Source organism: Streptomyces sp. NBC_00287 (assembly GCF_036173105.1).
GTDB lineage: Bacteria > Actinomycetota > Actinomycetes > Streptomycetales > Streptomycetaceae > Streptomyces.
The window spans coordinates 8,004,237-8,018,913 of record NZ_CP108053.1 but is presented as its reverse complement, the minus strand read 5'-3'; the positions used below and the strand labels follow the sequence as shown (position 1 = coordinate 8,018,913).

12 protein-coding genes are annotated in these 14,677 nt (G+C 70.0%); 5 read left to right on the top strand and 7 right to left on the bottom strand.

Features of this window, described 5'->3' with window-relative positions:
* Window positions 1-19: 19 nt before the first annotated feature.
* Window positions 20-1,042 carry an oxidoreductase gene (locus tag OHT76_RS36315; protein ID WP_328875105.1) on the bottom strand — a complete coding sequence of 341 codons (1,023 nt, stop codon included), beginning with the start codon at window positions 1,040-1,042 and terminating at the stop codon, window positions 20-22.
* Window positions 1,043-1,108: 66 nt separating this feature from the next.
* On the opposite strand from OHT76_RS36315, the gene OHT76_RS36310 reads away from it, so the two are divergent.
* A complete protein-coding gene (locus OHT76_RS36310; RefSeq protein ID WP_328875104.1) occupies window positions 1,109-2,059 on the top strand; it encodes an FAD-dependent oxidoreductase in 951 nt (316 codons plus the stop codon).
* A gap of 14 nt (window positions 2,060-2,073) precedes the next feature.
* On the opposite strand, the gene OHT76_RS36305 is transcribed toward OHT76_RS36310, so the two are convergent.
* The 3 genes from OHT76_RS36305 to OHT76_RS36295 form a co-directional block, all read right to left on the bottom strand.
* A complete protein-coding gene (locus OHT76_RS36305; RefSeq protein ID WP_328875103.1) occupies window positions 2,074-3,777 on the bottom strand; it encodes a BCCT family transporter in 1,704 nt (567 codons plus the stop codon).
* A 65-nt stretch (window positions 3,778-3,842) separates the two neighbouring features.
* Window positions 3,843-5,090, bottom strand: a complete 1,248-nt coding sequence (locus OHT76_RS36300) for a M14 family metallopeptidase (RefSeq protein WP_328875102.1) — start codon at window positions 5,088-5,090, stop codon at window positions 3,843-3,845.
* Entirely contained in the window at window positions 5,087-7,030 is a 1,944-nt protein-coding gene (locus tag OHT76_RS36295) for a Xaa-Pro dipeptidyl-peptidase (RefSeq protein WP_328875101.1), read from the bottom strand. Before OHT76_RS36295 ends, OHT76_RS36300 begins: the two co-directional genes overlap by 4 nt.
* A 189-nt stretch (window positions 7,031-7,219) precedes the next feature.
* On the opposite strand from OHT76_RS36295, the gene OHT76_RS36290 reads away from it, so the two are divergent.
* The gene (locus OHT76_RS36290) at window positions 7,220-8,713 is read left to right on the top strand and encodes a M1 family metallopeptidase (protein ID WP_328875100.1); all 1,494 of its coding nucleotides are present in this window, start codon (window positions 7,220-7,222) and stop codon (window positions 8,711-8,713) included.
* A 48-nt stretch (window positions 8,714-8,761) separates the two neighbouring features.
* On the opposite strand, the gene OHT76_RS36285 is transcribed toward OHT76_RS36290, so the two are convergent.
* Window positions 8,762-9,238 carry a macro domain-containing protein gene (locus OHT76_RS36285; RefSeq protein WP_328875099.1) on the bottom strand — a complete coding sequence of 159 codons (477 nt, stop codon included), beginning with the start codon at window positions 9,236-9,238 and terminating at the stop codon, window positions 8,762-8,764.
* Window positions 9,239-9,290: 52 nt separating this feature from the next.
* On the bottom strand, window positions 9,291-10,757 hold the full coding sequence (locus OHT76_RS36280) for an amino acid permease (protein WP_328875098.1): 1,467 nt from the start codon (window positions 10,755-10,757) through the stop codon (window positions 9,291-9,293).
* A gap of 254 nt (window positions 10,758-11,011) precedes the next feature.
* Here OHT76_RS36280 and OHT76_RS36275 point away from each other — a divergent pair, with 254 nt between their 5' ends.
* Complete coding sequence (locus OHT76_RS36275; RefSeq protein ID WP_328875097.1) at window positions 11,012-11,737, top strand: MerR family transcriptional regulator; 726 nt, start codon at window positions 11,012-11,014, stop codon at window positions 11,735-11,737.
* Here OHT76_RS36275 and OHT76_RS36270 read toward each other — a convergent pair.
* Window positions 11,714-12,439, bottom strand: coding sequence for an SDR family NAD(P)-dependent oxidoreductase (locus OHT76_RS36270; RefSeq protein WP_328875096.1), 726 nt, complete (start codon window positions 12,437-12,439; stop codon window positions 11,714-11,716). The genes OHT76_RS36275 and OHT76_RS36270 overlap by 24 nt on opposite strands.
* A gap of 144 nt (window positions 12,440-12,583) precedes the next feature.
* Here OHT76_RS36270 and OHT76_RS36265 point away from each other — a divergent pair, with 144 nt between their 5' ends.
* Both OHT76_RS36265 and OHT76_RS36260 read left to right on the top strand, forming a co-directional pair.
* Window positions 12,584-13,606, top strand: coding sequence for an ABC transporter permease (locus tag OHT76_RS36265; RefSeq protein WP_328875095.1), 1,023 nt, complete (start codon window positions 12,584-12,586; stop codon window positions 13,604-13,606).
* 15 nt (window positions 13,607-13,621) lie between these two features.
* Entirely contained in the window at window positions 13,622-14,677 is a 1,056-nt protein-coding gene (locus OHT76_RS36260; RefSeq protein WP_328875094.1) for a sugar ABC transporter substrate-binding protein, read from the top strand.

The window sequence follows — 14,677 nt, the reverse complement described above, 5'->3', positions numbered from 1 at the left end:
GTGGCTTCATTCCGCTGTCTCACCGGGCCATCGCCTCCACCAGCACGCTTCCCGAGGTCCGCGCCACCACATACGCCTCCCCCTTCACCGCCTTGGCGTCCAGGGCGATGCGATGGCGGCCGGGCTCCAGGATGCCGTCGAAGACCTCATGGGCGTGGGTACGGTACAGGCGGTCCAGTCGGTACGCGGTCAGGCGGACCCGGCACGGCGAGGTGACCTCCACGCCCGCCTCGCCGTCCACCGCGACCAGACGGGTCAGCCGGCGCTGCTGTACCGGGCTGCGGTCCAGGGCGTTCTCTATCTGGGCGACCAGCAGCGGGACGATCGGGGCCAGGCCGTCGACGCAGGCCACCTCGACACCGGCGCGGTCGAAGGCGCGGCGTACGGCGGCACGTTCCTCCTGGCCGACGGCGCGGCCGAAGGCGACGGCGCCGTAGGCGCGCAGTTCGTCGGCGGGGACGCCCTCGGCGTCGGCGGCGATGTCGGCGCCGATGCCGATGGTGCGCAGGGCGGCGGCGAGCTTGGCCAGCACGGCGACCCGGGCGCCGATCAGCAGGACGCGGCGGCGGTAGCCGACGGGCGCCTCGTCGAGGAGGGAGGCCAGCGCGGCACGGTACTCGGCGCCCTCAAAGCGGAAGGGCCCTATGCCGTGATAGCCGTTGAGCTCCAGATCGGCGTGTTCGTCGGTCTGCCAGGCGAAGTCCCGCCAGATGAAGTCGTCGCCGTCTCTGTCGATGGCGGCGGTGACCGCGCCGCACGCCAGGCTCTCGCACTCGGGGCAGCCATAGATGACGTACCGGCCGTCCGGAAGCGGTGGGTCCGCCTCCAGCAGCAGGCTCTGGACCTGGGCGGTGAAGATCGCGGGTGGGACGTCGGAGGCTAGTGGGGAGACGGCGTCGAGGTCGGAGAGCTGGAACAGCAGCGGGCGCCCGTCGACGATGAAGTCCACGAAGTCCCGGTGGACTTGGTAGTCACCGTTGGCGAGGACTCCACCGGCACGCATCGCCGGTGCCAGGCCGAAGGTCGCGTACTCGGCAGACATGCTGTGAGTATCCCCAGCGCGGGGGTGATGTGAGCACGGCATGGCACATTCCGCTACCGTCCCTGGGTGGAGAAGCGGCGGAACGACGAAGTCATCGTGGTCGGAGGCGGGGTCATCGGCCTGACCACGGCCCTGGTCCTGGCCGAGAGCGGCCGTCGGGTGCGGGTGTGGACGCGGGACCCCGTCGAGCGGACCACCTCGGCGGTCGCGGGCGCGCTGTGGTGGCCGTACAAGATCGAACCCGTCGCCCTGGCCCGGGACTGGGCGCTGCGGTCCTTCGATGTGTACACGGAGCTCGCGGAGCGCTCCGAGGCCACGGGCGTACGCATGGTCGAAGGGGTACTGGGCGAAGGGGACCTGGACGGGGCGGACGCCTGGGCGGCGGGGCGGGTGCCGGGGCTGCGGGCGGCGACAGCCGACGAGCACGGCGGGGTGGGGCTGTCGGCCCGGCTGCCGCTCATCGACATGTCGACTCATCTGCCGTGGCTGAGGGAACGGTTCCTCAGCGCGGGTGGGTCGATCGAGACGCGTGAGGTGTCGGCGCTCGCCGAGGCGGAGGCGCCGGTCGTGGTCAACTGCACGGGGCTCGGCGCGCGGGAGCTGGTGCCGGATCCGTCGGTGCGGCCCGTGCGGGGGCAGTTGGTGGTCGTGGAGAACCCGGGCATCGACACCTGGCTCACCTCCAGTGACGCCTCCGGGGAGATGGCGTACTTCTTTCCGCAGCCCGGGCGGCTGCTGCTCGGTGGGACCGCGGTCGAGGACGCGTGGTCGCTGGAGCCCGATCCGAAGGTGGCCGAGGCGATCGTGGGGCGGTGTGCCGAGCTGCGGCCGGAGATCGCCGGGGCGCGGGTCCTGGACCACCGTGTGGGGCTGCGGCCGGTGCGGGACGCGGTCCGTCTCGAGCGGGAACTCCTGCCGGACGGACGGGTCCTGGTGCACAACTACGGCCATGGCGGCGCCGGAGTGACAGTGGCCTGGGGCTGCGCGGAGGAGGCGGCCGCCCTCACCTCCCCCTGAGCGCGCCCAGGCTCTCAGACGTGGTCGTGGCCCAGGGGGTCGCCCTCCGTCTCGGTGCCGGGGCCCGGGCCGATCTTGATGGCGAAGTCGCCGTCGTACTTGCGGTGGCCCGCGATCACGGCCAGTTCGACGGCCTCGTTGCCCATCGCGCCGCGCACGATGACGGGGTCCTGGCGCAGATCGCGCATGAGGGCGACGCACATGCCGATCATCACCAGGACGAAGGGCGCGGCGGCCAGGATCGTGAGGTTCTGCAGGCCGGTGAGCGCGTCGCCCTGCCCGCTGCCGACGAGCAGCATGATGGCGGCGACGGCTCCGGTCACCACGCCCCAGAACACCACGACGAGCCGGCCGGGTTCGAGCGCGCCCTTCTGGGAGAGCGTGCCCATCACGATGGACGCGGCGTCGGCGCCCGAGACGAAGAAGATGCCGACCAGGATCATCACCAGCACGCTGGTGGCGGTGGCGATGGGGAACTCCTGGAGCAGACCGAAGAGTTGGCCCTCGGGGGTGTCCTCGCCGGCCAGCGCGCCGCCCTCCTTCAGCTTCATCGCCGAGCCGCCGAAGATCGCGAACCAGACGAGGCTCACGGTGCTGGGCACGAGGATCACACCGCCGACGAACTGCCGGATGGTGCGCCCGCGGCTGATCCGGGCGATGAACATGCCGACGAAGGGCGTCCAGGAGATCCACCAGGCCCAGTAGAAGACGGTCCAGCTGCCGAGCCAGTCCGCGACTCCCTCGCCGCCGCTGGCCTCGGTGCGGCCCGCGAGCTGGGGCAGATCGCCGAGGTAGGAGAAGATCGAGGTGGGCAGCAGATCGAGCACGATGATCGTGGGGCCCGCGATGAACACGAACAGGGCGAGGATCAGGGCGAGCACCATGTTGGTGTTGGACAGCCACTGGATACCCCGCTCGACGCCGGAGACGGCCGAGGCGACGAAGGCCAGGGTCAGTACGGCGATGATGGCGACGAGCAGACCCTCGCTGACCTCGTCCATCCAGTCCAGCTCCTGGAAACCGGAGCCGATCTGCAGGGCGCCGAGGCCGAGGGAGGCCGCGGAGCCGAAGACAGTGGCGATGATCGCGAGCATGTCGATGACCCGTCCGCCGGTGCCGTTCGCGTGCTTCTCCCCGATGAGCGGGGTGAAGACGGCGCTGATGGTCTGGCGGCGGCGCCTGCGGAAGGTGCTGTAGGCGATGGCGAGTCCGACGACCGCGTAGATCGCCCAGGGGTGCAGCGTCCAGTGGAAGAGGGTGGTCGCCATCGCCGTCTCCATGCGTTCCGCGGAGTCGGCGGGGTCGGTGCCCGGTGGCGGGGTCGTGTAGTGCGAGAGCGGTTCGCTCACGCCGTAGAACATCAGGCCGATGCCCATGCCCGCGCTGAACATCATCGCGACCCAGGACACCGTGCGGAACTCGGGCTCCTCGCCCTCGGCGCCGAGGTGGATGCGGCCGTAGCGGCTGATCGCGAGCCACAGGGCGAAGACGACGAAGCAGGAGGCGGCCAGAATGAAGGCCCAGCCGCCGTTGTGGATCAGGCCGTTGAGCATCTTGCTGGAGACGCTCTCCAGCGAGTCCGTCGCCACCGAGCCCCAGATCACGAAGGCCACGGTGATGACGGCGGTGACGCCGAAGACCACACGGTCCGTGGGCTGGTGGCTGGGAACGTCCGGCAGACCCTCCCAGCCACCCCTTTTCTTCAGGTCTTCCGTCATTTGCGGCACCTTCTCCCGTAAAGCATTGCTACGGAGTACCACAGGTGCCGCCGGTCGAAGCTGTTTCAGCAGTCGGTGTCGGGCTCCGCGACCGTGAGGTGGTACGGGGCGCGTTCGTCGAGGAGCAGCGGGACCAGGGCGCGCAGGGACTGGCGGAGCGGGACGTAGGTGCCCTGCGTCCGCACTCCGTGCAGGGCGAGTTCGTCCTTGAGCTGCGCGTACTGTTCGTCCGTCAGCCGGTAGCCGCAGGGCGGGTCCTGGATCACTTCGGCGGGCTCGGGCGGGTCGTTGTCGGCGCCGCCGACGTAGACCGGTCCGGTGTCGCGCCAGCCGGCGATCCTGGCGGCGGAGGTGGCCGCGTCGACCTGCCGTCCCCGCTCCCCCGCGAAGGCGAACAGGCCCTCCAGTGCGGAGAGTTGGGAGTTCACCCGGCGCAGGTTGTTGATCGGCTCCGGCACCTCGGTCAGGGGTTCCACGCGGCTTTCGATGAGCAGGCCGACGGTGTGTTTGATTCCGGACATGTTCCGCAGGATGCGCTCCTGGCCGTCCCCGGCGACCTGTCGGATGGGATCACCGGTGACGGGATCGGTCCAGATGCCGTACGTGCCGGTCGTGTAGCCGTCCGCCTCGGCCGCGGGCCGCACGTAGTCCAACGACAGGCTCTGCGCCTCCTCATGTACGTCCGGGGCCGTGTTGAGGTTGCGCGGCCACAGGTCGAACAGGTCCTTCTCGTAGTACGGGGGTGTGCCGCCGTACTCGTGCAGGTCGTAGACCACGTCCGGCTTACGGTCGCGGATCACCGCGGCCAGCGCCCGGCCCTCGGCGGTCTGCAGGGCGATGTGGTCGCGGTTGATGTCGACGCCGTCGCTGTTGCCGCGGGTGTTCGCGGCGCGGCCGTCGGGGTTGGCGGTAGGCACGACGAGCACCGTCGTGGTCCTCAGCAGCCGCCGAGTCCGCTCGTCGTCGCCGTAGGCCAGATCGCGGATCGTGGTCAGGCACGCCTCGCGGCCCGAGGGCTCGTCGCCGTGCTGGCTGCACACCAGCAGGACCGTGCGGGTGGTCGGTCGGGTGCCGATGCGGACGAGTTGGAGCGGGCGGTCCTGTTTCGTCGTGCCGATCCGGCTCATCGACACTCGGTCGCTCGCCTCGTCGACGGTGGCGAGGAAGTCCTGTTCCTCGGGCTGGCTGGTCCAGCGGGCGCCGCCCGACTCCTCGAAGCCGGTGCGGGGCGGGGTGTCCGCCGCGTGCGCCGGGATCGACAGCAGGGGTGCGGCGAGGGCGGCCGCGATCACCGCGGCGATACGGGACTTCACGAGGCCTCCGGGACACGCTGGGCGGTACGCGGCTCGCGGACGCCGTCGAGGACGGCCTCGCCGGGTACGGCGGTCGCGCCCGAGGTGGCCTTGCGGAGGGCCTCGGCGCCGCCGACCAGCGGCACCCGGGCCGAGGTGCGGGACAGATCGAGCGTCAGGGTCGGCTTGGTGGACGGCGGTTCGATGAGGTCCTTGTCGGTGCCCGCGACGATCAGCGCGAGCCGGTGTCCGGCCGGGACGACATGGTCGGTGGCGGCCAGGTCGAGGGTGAGGCTGTACGGCTTACCGGGCGTGAGCGGCGCTCCCCCGGTCGAGGCGAGGTCGGCCCAGCCGCGGCTGAGGATCGTGTAGTCGACGTCCGCCGTCTTGGCCGCGGTCTCCTTGAAGCAGGCGCTGTCGCCGGTGCTGCTCGCGCCCCAGCAGGTGCGCTCGGTGAGGGTCGTGATGCCCTCGCCCGCGGTGGCGTAGTCGCGGATGGTGTCGGGGCCGAGGTCCACGAGGACGGCCGAGAGGTGGGCCGTGGAGGTGGTCGGGGTCGCGGTGACGGTGACCTTCGAGGAGCCGGAAAGACGCAGGTCGCGGGTGAGCGGTCCGGTCGCGAAGCCCGCCTTGTCGGGGGTGGGCTGGTCGATGTGGGCGGCCCAGTCGGTCTCGTCGTGCTCCGGGTTGTCGGTGAAGGTCTCGGTGCCGGTGCCGGGGGTCGGGCCGAGGGTGCCGACGCCTTCCTGGGCTCCTTCGGCGGGGCGCAGGGTGGTCTTGTCGGTGCCTCGTGGCGGCCAGACCTGTGAGGTGACCCACTGGTCGGGGTGGCGTTCGATGTCGGCCATCGGTTCGTCGTCGATGCCGTTGTCGTAGCCCAGGAGTTCGTGGTCGAACCAGCGGTGCAGGGTGTCCACCCATTCGGCGCGCCGGAAGTCGAAGGGGTCGACGTGGCCGACCTGGGAGAGCCAGATCTTGCGCTCGACGCCGTTCTTCGCGAGGGCGTCCCACCACTGGCCGAAGTGCTTGGCGCGGACGTTGAGGTCCTGCATGCCGTGGATCACGAAGACGCTGGCCTCGACCTCGTCGGCGTCCGGCACATAGTTCCGCTCGCTCCACAGCGGCGTCCAGGCGCCGGTGCGCGGGGCGCCGTCGACGATCCTCTGCTGTACGGCGGCACAGCGGGCGCGGGCGTCGGGGCTCTCGACGTAGTTCGACAGCCAGTCGGGGCCCGAGTCGAACAGCTGGGCGCCCTGGGCGAAGTAGTAGTCGTACCAGGAGGAGATGGCGCCGATGGGGACGATCGTCTCCAGGCCCTCGACTCCGGTCGCGGCGACGCCGTTGGCGATGGTGCCGTCGTAGCTCTTGCCGATCATGCCGGTCTTGCCGTTGGTCCAGCTCGTGGCCTTGGCGCGGGTGGTGCCGGTGCGCGTGGTGTAGGCCTTGCCGCGGCCGTTCAGCCAGTCGACGACGGCCTTGGCGGACTGGATGTCGGAGCGTCCGCCGACATCGACGCAGCCGTCGGAGCGGTTGGTGCCGGCGAGGTCGACGCCGACGAAGGCGTAGCCGCGGGGCACGAAGTAGTTGTCGTAGAAGAGCGGCATCTGGACGACGTCGCCGTCCGCGTCGTACGTCTTCCGCTGGCTCTCGTTGCCCCGGCCGCAGCAGGAGTAGTAGGGGCTGGCGTCCATGATGACGGGTATCTTGCGGCCCTGTTGGGCGGGTTCGCGGGGGCGGACGATGTCGACGGCGACCCGGTCGGTGCGGCCGTCGGCGTCGCCGTCGAGTCCGGTGTCGACCCACACGGCCTCGCGGATGGCGGAGTCGTAGGAGTAGACGGGTTCGCTGGTGCGCGGGCCGGCCTGGGCGGCCGTGGCGGGGGTGAGGAAGGTGGCCATCAGGGCGGCCGTGGCCGCCGTCGCGAGCGGTCTCCAGATCGTGAAGCGCGTGCGTATCGGCATGCGCGGGACGGTACATCGGTCAACTCCCGTGCAGAAGAGGGCAACCGGACGCGGCCGTGGTCCAAGGGAGCTGTTGGCTCGTGTCGGCCGAATGGCGATCGTGTGACAGCCGGGCCTGTGGACACGCGCGGGACACAGGGAGTGAATAGGGTTCGAACAGCCTTCGGTCCCCTACGACTTGGAGCTTTCGTGCACCGCAGATTCTTCGCGCCGGGCGCGCTCGTGGCCGCCTCCGTACTGCTGGCGATCCCGGCATCGGCCGCGAGTTCCGCCCCCGGCGCCCCGGGCATCGGCGATCCCTACTACCCGGCCTACGGCAACGGCGGCTACGACGTCTCGCACTACGACCTGCGACTGAAGTACCAGCCCGCGACCGACCGTCTGGAGGGCACGGCGACCCTGCTGGCCCGCACCACCCAGGACCTGTCGCGGTTCAACCTGGACTTCCTGCTGGACGTCGGCGAGGTGCGGGTCAACGGCGTGAAGGCGTCGTTCACGACCTCCGGCGAGCACGAGCTGGAGATCACCCCGAAGCAGCCGCTCGCCAAGAACACCCCGGTCACCGTCGTGGTGCGCTACAGCGGGGTGCCGTCCAGTGAGAAGGCGTACGGCTTCACCAGCTGGCACCGCACCGCGGACGGCGGGGTCGCCGCCAACGAGCCCGAGGCCGCCTGGTGGTGGTTCCCGAGCAACGACCACCCGCTCGACAAGGCCACCTACGATGTGTCGGTGCAGGTCCCGGACGGCACCCAGGCCATCTCCAACGGCACGCTCCAGTCGACGAGTTCACGGCTCGGCTGGACCCGCTACAACTGGCGGTCCAACAAGCCGCAGGCGACCTATCTCGCCACGCTCGCGGTCGGCAAGTTCGACATCACCACGGGGACGACCGAGAGCGGCATCCCGGTCGTCAACGCCTACAGCAAGGACCTGGGCGACAACTACAACGCGGCGCGCGCGAGCATCGAGCGGTCCGGGGAGATCGCCGACTGGCTGAGCGAGTACTTCGGGCCGTATCCCTACAACGCGCTCGGCGGGTATGTGCCCAACACCACCACCCGGTACGCGCTGGAGACGCAGACCCGGCCCTTCTACAGCCCGTCCCGGTTCGCGAACGGGACCAACACCTACCTGGTCGTGCACGAGCTCGCGCACCAGTGGTACGGCAACCTCGTGTCGGTGGCCGGGTGGAAGGACATCTGGATCAACGAGGGCTTCGCGCGCTACTCGGAGTGGCTGTGGTCCGAGCACGAGGGCGAGGGGACGGCGCAGGAGATCGCCGACTACGTGTACGCCTCACGCGCGGCCGAGGATCCGTTCTGGACGGTGCGGCCCGGTGATCCGGGGCCGGACAACCAGTTCCACATCGCGGTCTACGACCGGGGCGCGCTGGCGCTCCAGGCGCTGCGGAACGAGATCGGCGACGAGGACTTCTTCGCGATCCTGAAGGGCTGGACGAACAAGTACGCCTACGGCAACGCGACCGTGGCCGACTTCCAGGCGTACGCCGAGCAGGTGTCCGGGCAGCCGCTGGGGACGTTCTTCGACACCTGGCTGTTCCAGCCGTCGAAGCCCGCCGCGCCTGACGCGCGCGAGGCGTCCATCGCGCGGGAATCGGGTGCTCCGGAGCAGCCGAAGTCGTGGAAGAAGCTCACGGCGACGGGCGACGTGCACGACCACTAGGAGGCTGTGGGTGGCCCGGGTACATCGGGCCTGGGCCACCCCGCCCGGTCACTCATGGTCGTAGACCGTGACCGATATCCCCCTCCGCGCCAGCCGGTCAGTGATCAGCGGCTCGACGCGGGACCACTTGCCGCCCGCCAGCCCGCACCCTATGCGCGGCATGTGCACGGACGCGCCCAGCTCGGTCGCCTTGGCCGCCAGTCGTTCCAGCGCCGCGTCGATCGCCTCGTAGCGGACGGGGACGCCCTTGCTGCCGGTGCGTATGCCGCGCTGGCCGACCATGTTGGCCACCCAGACGTACGGCTCGACCTGGATGAACTGGACGGCGCCCAGGCCGAAGTCGTTCCCGGCGCGGTCGCGGTGCCAGGCGCGGTACGCCTTCTCCGGCTCCGGCCAGCGGCGCGACACGGCGAGCACGAAGCCCTTTCCCCATCCCCCGATGTCGTTGCAGACATGGGCGATCACCTTGACGCCCTTCACCGACGGCACGGTGGCGTCACCCCGGATGTAAGTGATCTCCGACATGACGCCACCGTAGGCGCTGCCACTGACAGTGGCCTCTGGATTTGGGGGCGGGCTACTTGGTGAGCTCGGCCAGCTCCTGTTCCTGCGTCTTCGCCACCCGGCGCCGGACGCCGAACCAGCCCACGACCAGCATCACGGCGATGACCGGGATGAGCAGCAGGGTCTTGCGGCCGACCTCGGGGTCGTTCCACATCAGGCCGAGCACGGCGAGCAGGAAGACGATCGTGACGATCTCCGTGACCGGGCTGCCGGGGAGGCGGAAGGAGGGGCGGGCGACCAGACCGGCCTTGGCGCGGCGGACGAACATCAGATGGCAGATCATGATGATCACCCAGGTGCTGATGATGCCGAGGGAGGCGACGTTCAGCACGATCTCGAAGGCCTGGCTCGGCATCAGGAAGTTCAGGCCGACGCCGAGCACACACACCGCGCAGGTCAGCAGGATGCCGCCGTAGGGCACCTGGCTGCGGTTCATCCGGGCGGTGAACTTGGGGGCGGAACCCGCCATGGCCATGGAGCGCAGGATGCGGCCGGTGGAGTACAGGCCGGAGTTGAGCGAGGACATGGCGGCCGTGAGGACCACCAGGTTCATCACATCGCCGGCGCCCTCGACGCCGATCTTCGACAGGACGGTGACGAAGGGGCTCTCGTCGGCGGAGTACACCGAGCCGGGGAGCAGCAGGGCGAGCAGGACGACCGAGCCGACGTAGAACAGGCCCACGCGCCACATGATCGAGTTCACCGCGCGCGGGACGACCTTCTCCGGCTCGGCGGTCTCGCCGGCGGCGACGCCGACCAGCTCCAGGGCGGCGTACGCGAAGATCACGCCCTGCATGACCAGGACGACCGGCATCAGGCCGTGCGGGAGGACACCGCCGTTGTCGGTGACCACGCCCAGGCCGGGCGTCGTGCCGCCCACCTCGTGCTGGGTGGCCAGCAGGAAGATGCCGACGAACATGAAGGCCACCAGGGTGGCGACCTTGATGATCGCGAACCAGAACTCCATCTCGCCGAAGATCTTCACCGAGATCAGGTTCACGGCCAGCACCACCGCGAGGGCGATCAGGGCGAGCACCCACTGCGGGATGTCGGTGAAGGCGCTCCAGTAGTGCGTGTAGAGCGCGATGGCGGTGATGTCGGCGATACCTGTCGTGGACCAGTTCAGGAAGTACATCCAGCCGGCAACGTAGGCGCCCTTCTCGCCGAGGAACTCGCGCGCGTACGACACGAAGGAACCGGAGGAGGGCCGGTACAGGACCAGCTCGCCGAGGGCTCGTACGACGAAGAAGGCGAAGATGCCACAGATCAGGTAGGCGATGGCCAGCGCAGGTCCGGCGTTGTGGAGGCGTCCTCCGGCGCCCAGGAAGAGTCCGGTGCCGATCGCGCCGCCGATGGCGATCATGTTGACGTGGCGGGCCTTGAGGTCCTTGCTGTAACCGGCGTCGCCCGCATCCGCGGGCGTCTGGGCCGCCACGGTGGGGGATGCGGCCTGTGCCGTGTCCACGGCGTCCTTGCTCACGGGTGGTACCACTCTCTGGTGCGCCCGAGCGGATCGCGCTCGGGTGTCCGGACGTACGTATGGCCCGCGCCCTCGGTAAGAGCGCAGACCAAGGCGTCACCTTCCCCTACCGGCGGTCGATCACGCGGTGGCGGACGTCACAGAGCGGAACATCTCACATGATCGGCACATGAACTTCCGAGTAACTCCTCGTGATCATCTCCGGGTGCCCGGACAGGTTTCACAGCAGTGGTGAGACAGCGATACTGCTGCACATGAAGACCGACGCCGAGGACCCGACCCTCACCATCGACGAGCTGGCCGCGCGGGCGGGCGTCACGGTCCGCACCGTGCGGTTCTACGGCACCAAGGGGCTGCTGCCGCCGCCGGTGATCGGTCCGCGTCGGGTGGGGCACTACGGCCGGGATCATCTGGCGCGGCTGGCGCTGATCGAGGAGCTTCAGCAGCAGGGGATGACGCTGGCGGCGATCGAGCGGTACATGCAGCGCCTGCCCCCCGGGCTGAGTCCCGACGATCTCGCCATCCACCGGGCCGTGGTGGCCTCCTGGGCCCCGGACGCCGTGGAGACGGTGCCGCGCGCGGAGCTGGAGCGGCGGGCCGGGCGGGAGCTGGCCGACGAGGACGTGGAGCGGCTGGCCGCGATGGGCGTGATCGGGGCCGACGGCGAGGAGTTCCGGGTGGACATCGGGCTGCTGCGGCTCGGGGTGCGGCTGCTCGACATGCCGCTGTCGCAGGAGGCGATCCTCGCCGCGCGCAAGGTGTTGATCGAGCACTCGCGGGCGGCCGCCCATGAGCTGGCGCAACTGTTCCGTGGCGAGGTGTCCGAGCGCGCGGCCCCCGATGTGAAGTCGCTCTCCTCCGATATGCAACCGCTCGTCGTACAGGCCCTGTTGACGTCGTTCCAGCGCTCCCTCAAGGAGGAGCTGCGGGAATGGGCCCAGTCAGACGTAGGCGGGTCAGACGTAGGCGGATCCGCCTGACACATTGAGCGTCTGCCCGGTGAGGAAGCCGCTGCCCTCGTCGACGACGTAGAGCAGGGTCGACACCAGGTCCGACGGTTCCTGCGTGCGCTGGATCGCCTGTCCCGCGCGGACCTGCTCGAAGCCGCCGTCCGCGCCGACCGTCCGCTCGGCCGTGGCGGTGCGGACCATGCTGGGCGCGATGGCGTTGACGGTGATGTCGTACGGGGCGAGCGCCGAGGCCAGGGCGCGGGTGAAGCCGATGAGGCCCGCCTTGGAGGCGACGTACGGCACCATCAGGGGCGGTGCGGTGAACACGGCCGACGAGGCGATGTTGACGATCCGGCCCCACCCGGCGGCCTTCAGATACGGCAGCGCTGCCCGGACGACCAGGAACGGCGCCTCCAGGTTGACCCGCATGATCCGCCGCCAGTCCTCGGCCGTCGTCTCCTCGAAGCGCTTCGCGGGGTAGACACCGGCGTTGTTGACGACGACATGCAGGGCGCCGAACTGATCGATGACACGTTCCAGACTTGCCGATATCTGCGCCTCGTCGGTGACGTCGGCGACCAGCTCGACGTAGTCCAGGACCCTCCCCGCGGTCTCCGGCTGGGGCACGAGATCCAGCCCGGCCACTCGGTAACCGCGCCCGGCGAGCGCGACGGCGAACTCCTGTCCAAGGCCCTGTGCCGCTCCGGTCACCAGGGCGCTGCGCGTCTCCATGCGGCGAGTGTGACGAGGCGTCAGGCGCTGGGCAAGGGTGCCCATTTCACTCGCCGGAACGCCGCAGTTGCCGCCCACGCCGCACGGGCCGACGCTGCGGGGCGACCCCCCGACCCCAGCACCGCCGTACGGGAGCCGTGTCCGATGACCGAGACCGAGCGTGCCGTGGACGACGCCGAGCGCGCCCGTGAACACCCGGGCGGGACACGGTGGTTGGCGCCGCGCCGGCTGGTGCGGGACGAGCTGGGCGTGCTGCTGGTCCTGGGGTTGCTGATCGCCGCGATCGGCATCCCGTACCCGGACTTCCTGGACACCGGCAATCTGCTGTCCACCGCGCACAACTCGGTCTACATCTCGCTGATGGCGTGCGGGATGGTGTTCGCGCTCGCCATGCGCGAGGTCGATCTGTCGGTGGGCGGCACCTACGCGATGTGCCTGGTGGTCGGGGCGTTGCTGGTGCGGGACGGTATGGCGCCCTGGCTGGCGGTGCCGGTCGTGCTGGTCACCGGCGCCGTGCTGGGCGTGTTCAACGCGCTGGTGACGACGCTGCTAGGGCTGCCGTCGTTCATCGTGACGCTGGGCACGCTGATGCTGTACCGGGGGATCGGCCTTGCGCTCGCCGACGGCAAGCAGATCACCGATCTGCCCCTGGACGACTCCTTCTTCACCTTCGCGGGCGGCGACCCGGGCGGCGTGCCGTTCGCTCTGTGGGTGCTGCTCGCGGTGGTGGCCGTGCTCGCCGTGGTGCTGGCCCGCACCCGGTTCGGGGCCCGGGTGCGGGCGATCGGCTCCAATCCCGACGCCGCCGCGTTCAGCGGTATCCCCGTCGTCCGCACCCGCGTCCAGGCCCTCGCCCTGTCCGGCCTCACCACGGCGTGCGCCGCCGCGCTGGCACTCGCTTTCTACGGCGCGGGCGATCCGACCCTCGGCCAGGGCTACGAGCTCCAGGCCATCGCCGCCTGCATCATCGGCGGCACCCCGCTGGCCGGGGGCCGCGGCTCGGTGGTCGGCGCGGTGGCCGGCGCGATGATCCTCTCGGTCGTGGCCGCCGGACTGGTGTTCTTCGAAGTCCCCATCAACTGGACGTCGTTCGCGACCGGCGGGGTGATCCTCGTCGCGGTCGCGGCGGACAGCGCGCTGCGGCGCACCGGACGCCGCCGTGAGTGAGCCTTGGAGGCCGTGATGCACCCCCGATTCCGTACGGTGGCCGCCGCCGCGCTGGTGTTGTTCACCGCCGTCGGCTGCGGCGACAGCGGCCCCGGCAAGAGCGGTGAGCTGAACATGGGCATCGCCGTGGCCAATATCTCGCTGAACTTCGCCCACGAGATGGTCCTCGGCGCCGAGAGCGCGGCCGAGCAGGCCGGGGACGTCGACTTCAAGGCCGTGGGACCGCCGAACACGGACGGGCCCGCCGAGGTGCAGCTCTTCCAGAACCTCACCACCCGCGCCAAGGACGGCATCGTGCTGGAGAACCTCGATCCGCCGATCTTCACCCGCCCCGCCGCCCGGGCCGTGGACCAGGGCATCCCGATCGTCGCCCTCGACACCTCCCCCACCGACGGCAGCAAGGTCACCTTCTATGTCGGCAACGACAATTACGCGCTGGGCGAGTTGATGGCGAAGGAGGCGCTGAAACGGCTGGGCGAGGACCCGAAGGGCGAGATCGTCATCGGAGTGCCCAACCCCGGCACGCCGGTGCTCGACAACCGGGCCGAGGGCATCGCCGACACGTTCTCGAAGCAGGCGCCCGGCGTCAAGGTGCTCGGTCCCTTCCAGACGTACAGCGACCCCGGCCAGAACTACAACTCCTGGTCCTCGCAGGTGAACGCGCACCCCGACGCCCTCGCCTTCCTCGGCGTCGGCGACGCCGACAGCTACAACCTCGCCAAGATCAAGAAGTCCCGGAAGGGCGAGTGGCTCTCGGCCGGCTTCGACGTCGACCCCAAGACCCTGGACGCGGTCAAGGACGGCTCCAACTTCGTCACCATCGACCCCCAGCACTTCCTCAAGGGCTACCTCTCCACGGCGATGCTGATCGAGGCTGTGCGCGAGAAGGGCGGGAAGCTGCCGGATGGCTGGTTCCTGTCGCCCGGCGGGGTCGTGGACTCCTCCAACATCGACGAGATCATCACCCGGCAGAAGTCCGCCGAGGCCGCCTACGACTGGTACCAGCCGACCATCGACAAGCTGCTCGGCGACCAGGAGGCCCAGCTGCGCCCGCTCGAGGAAGCGCGCTGA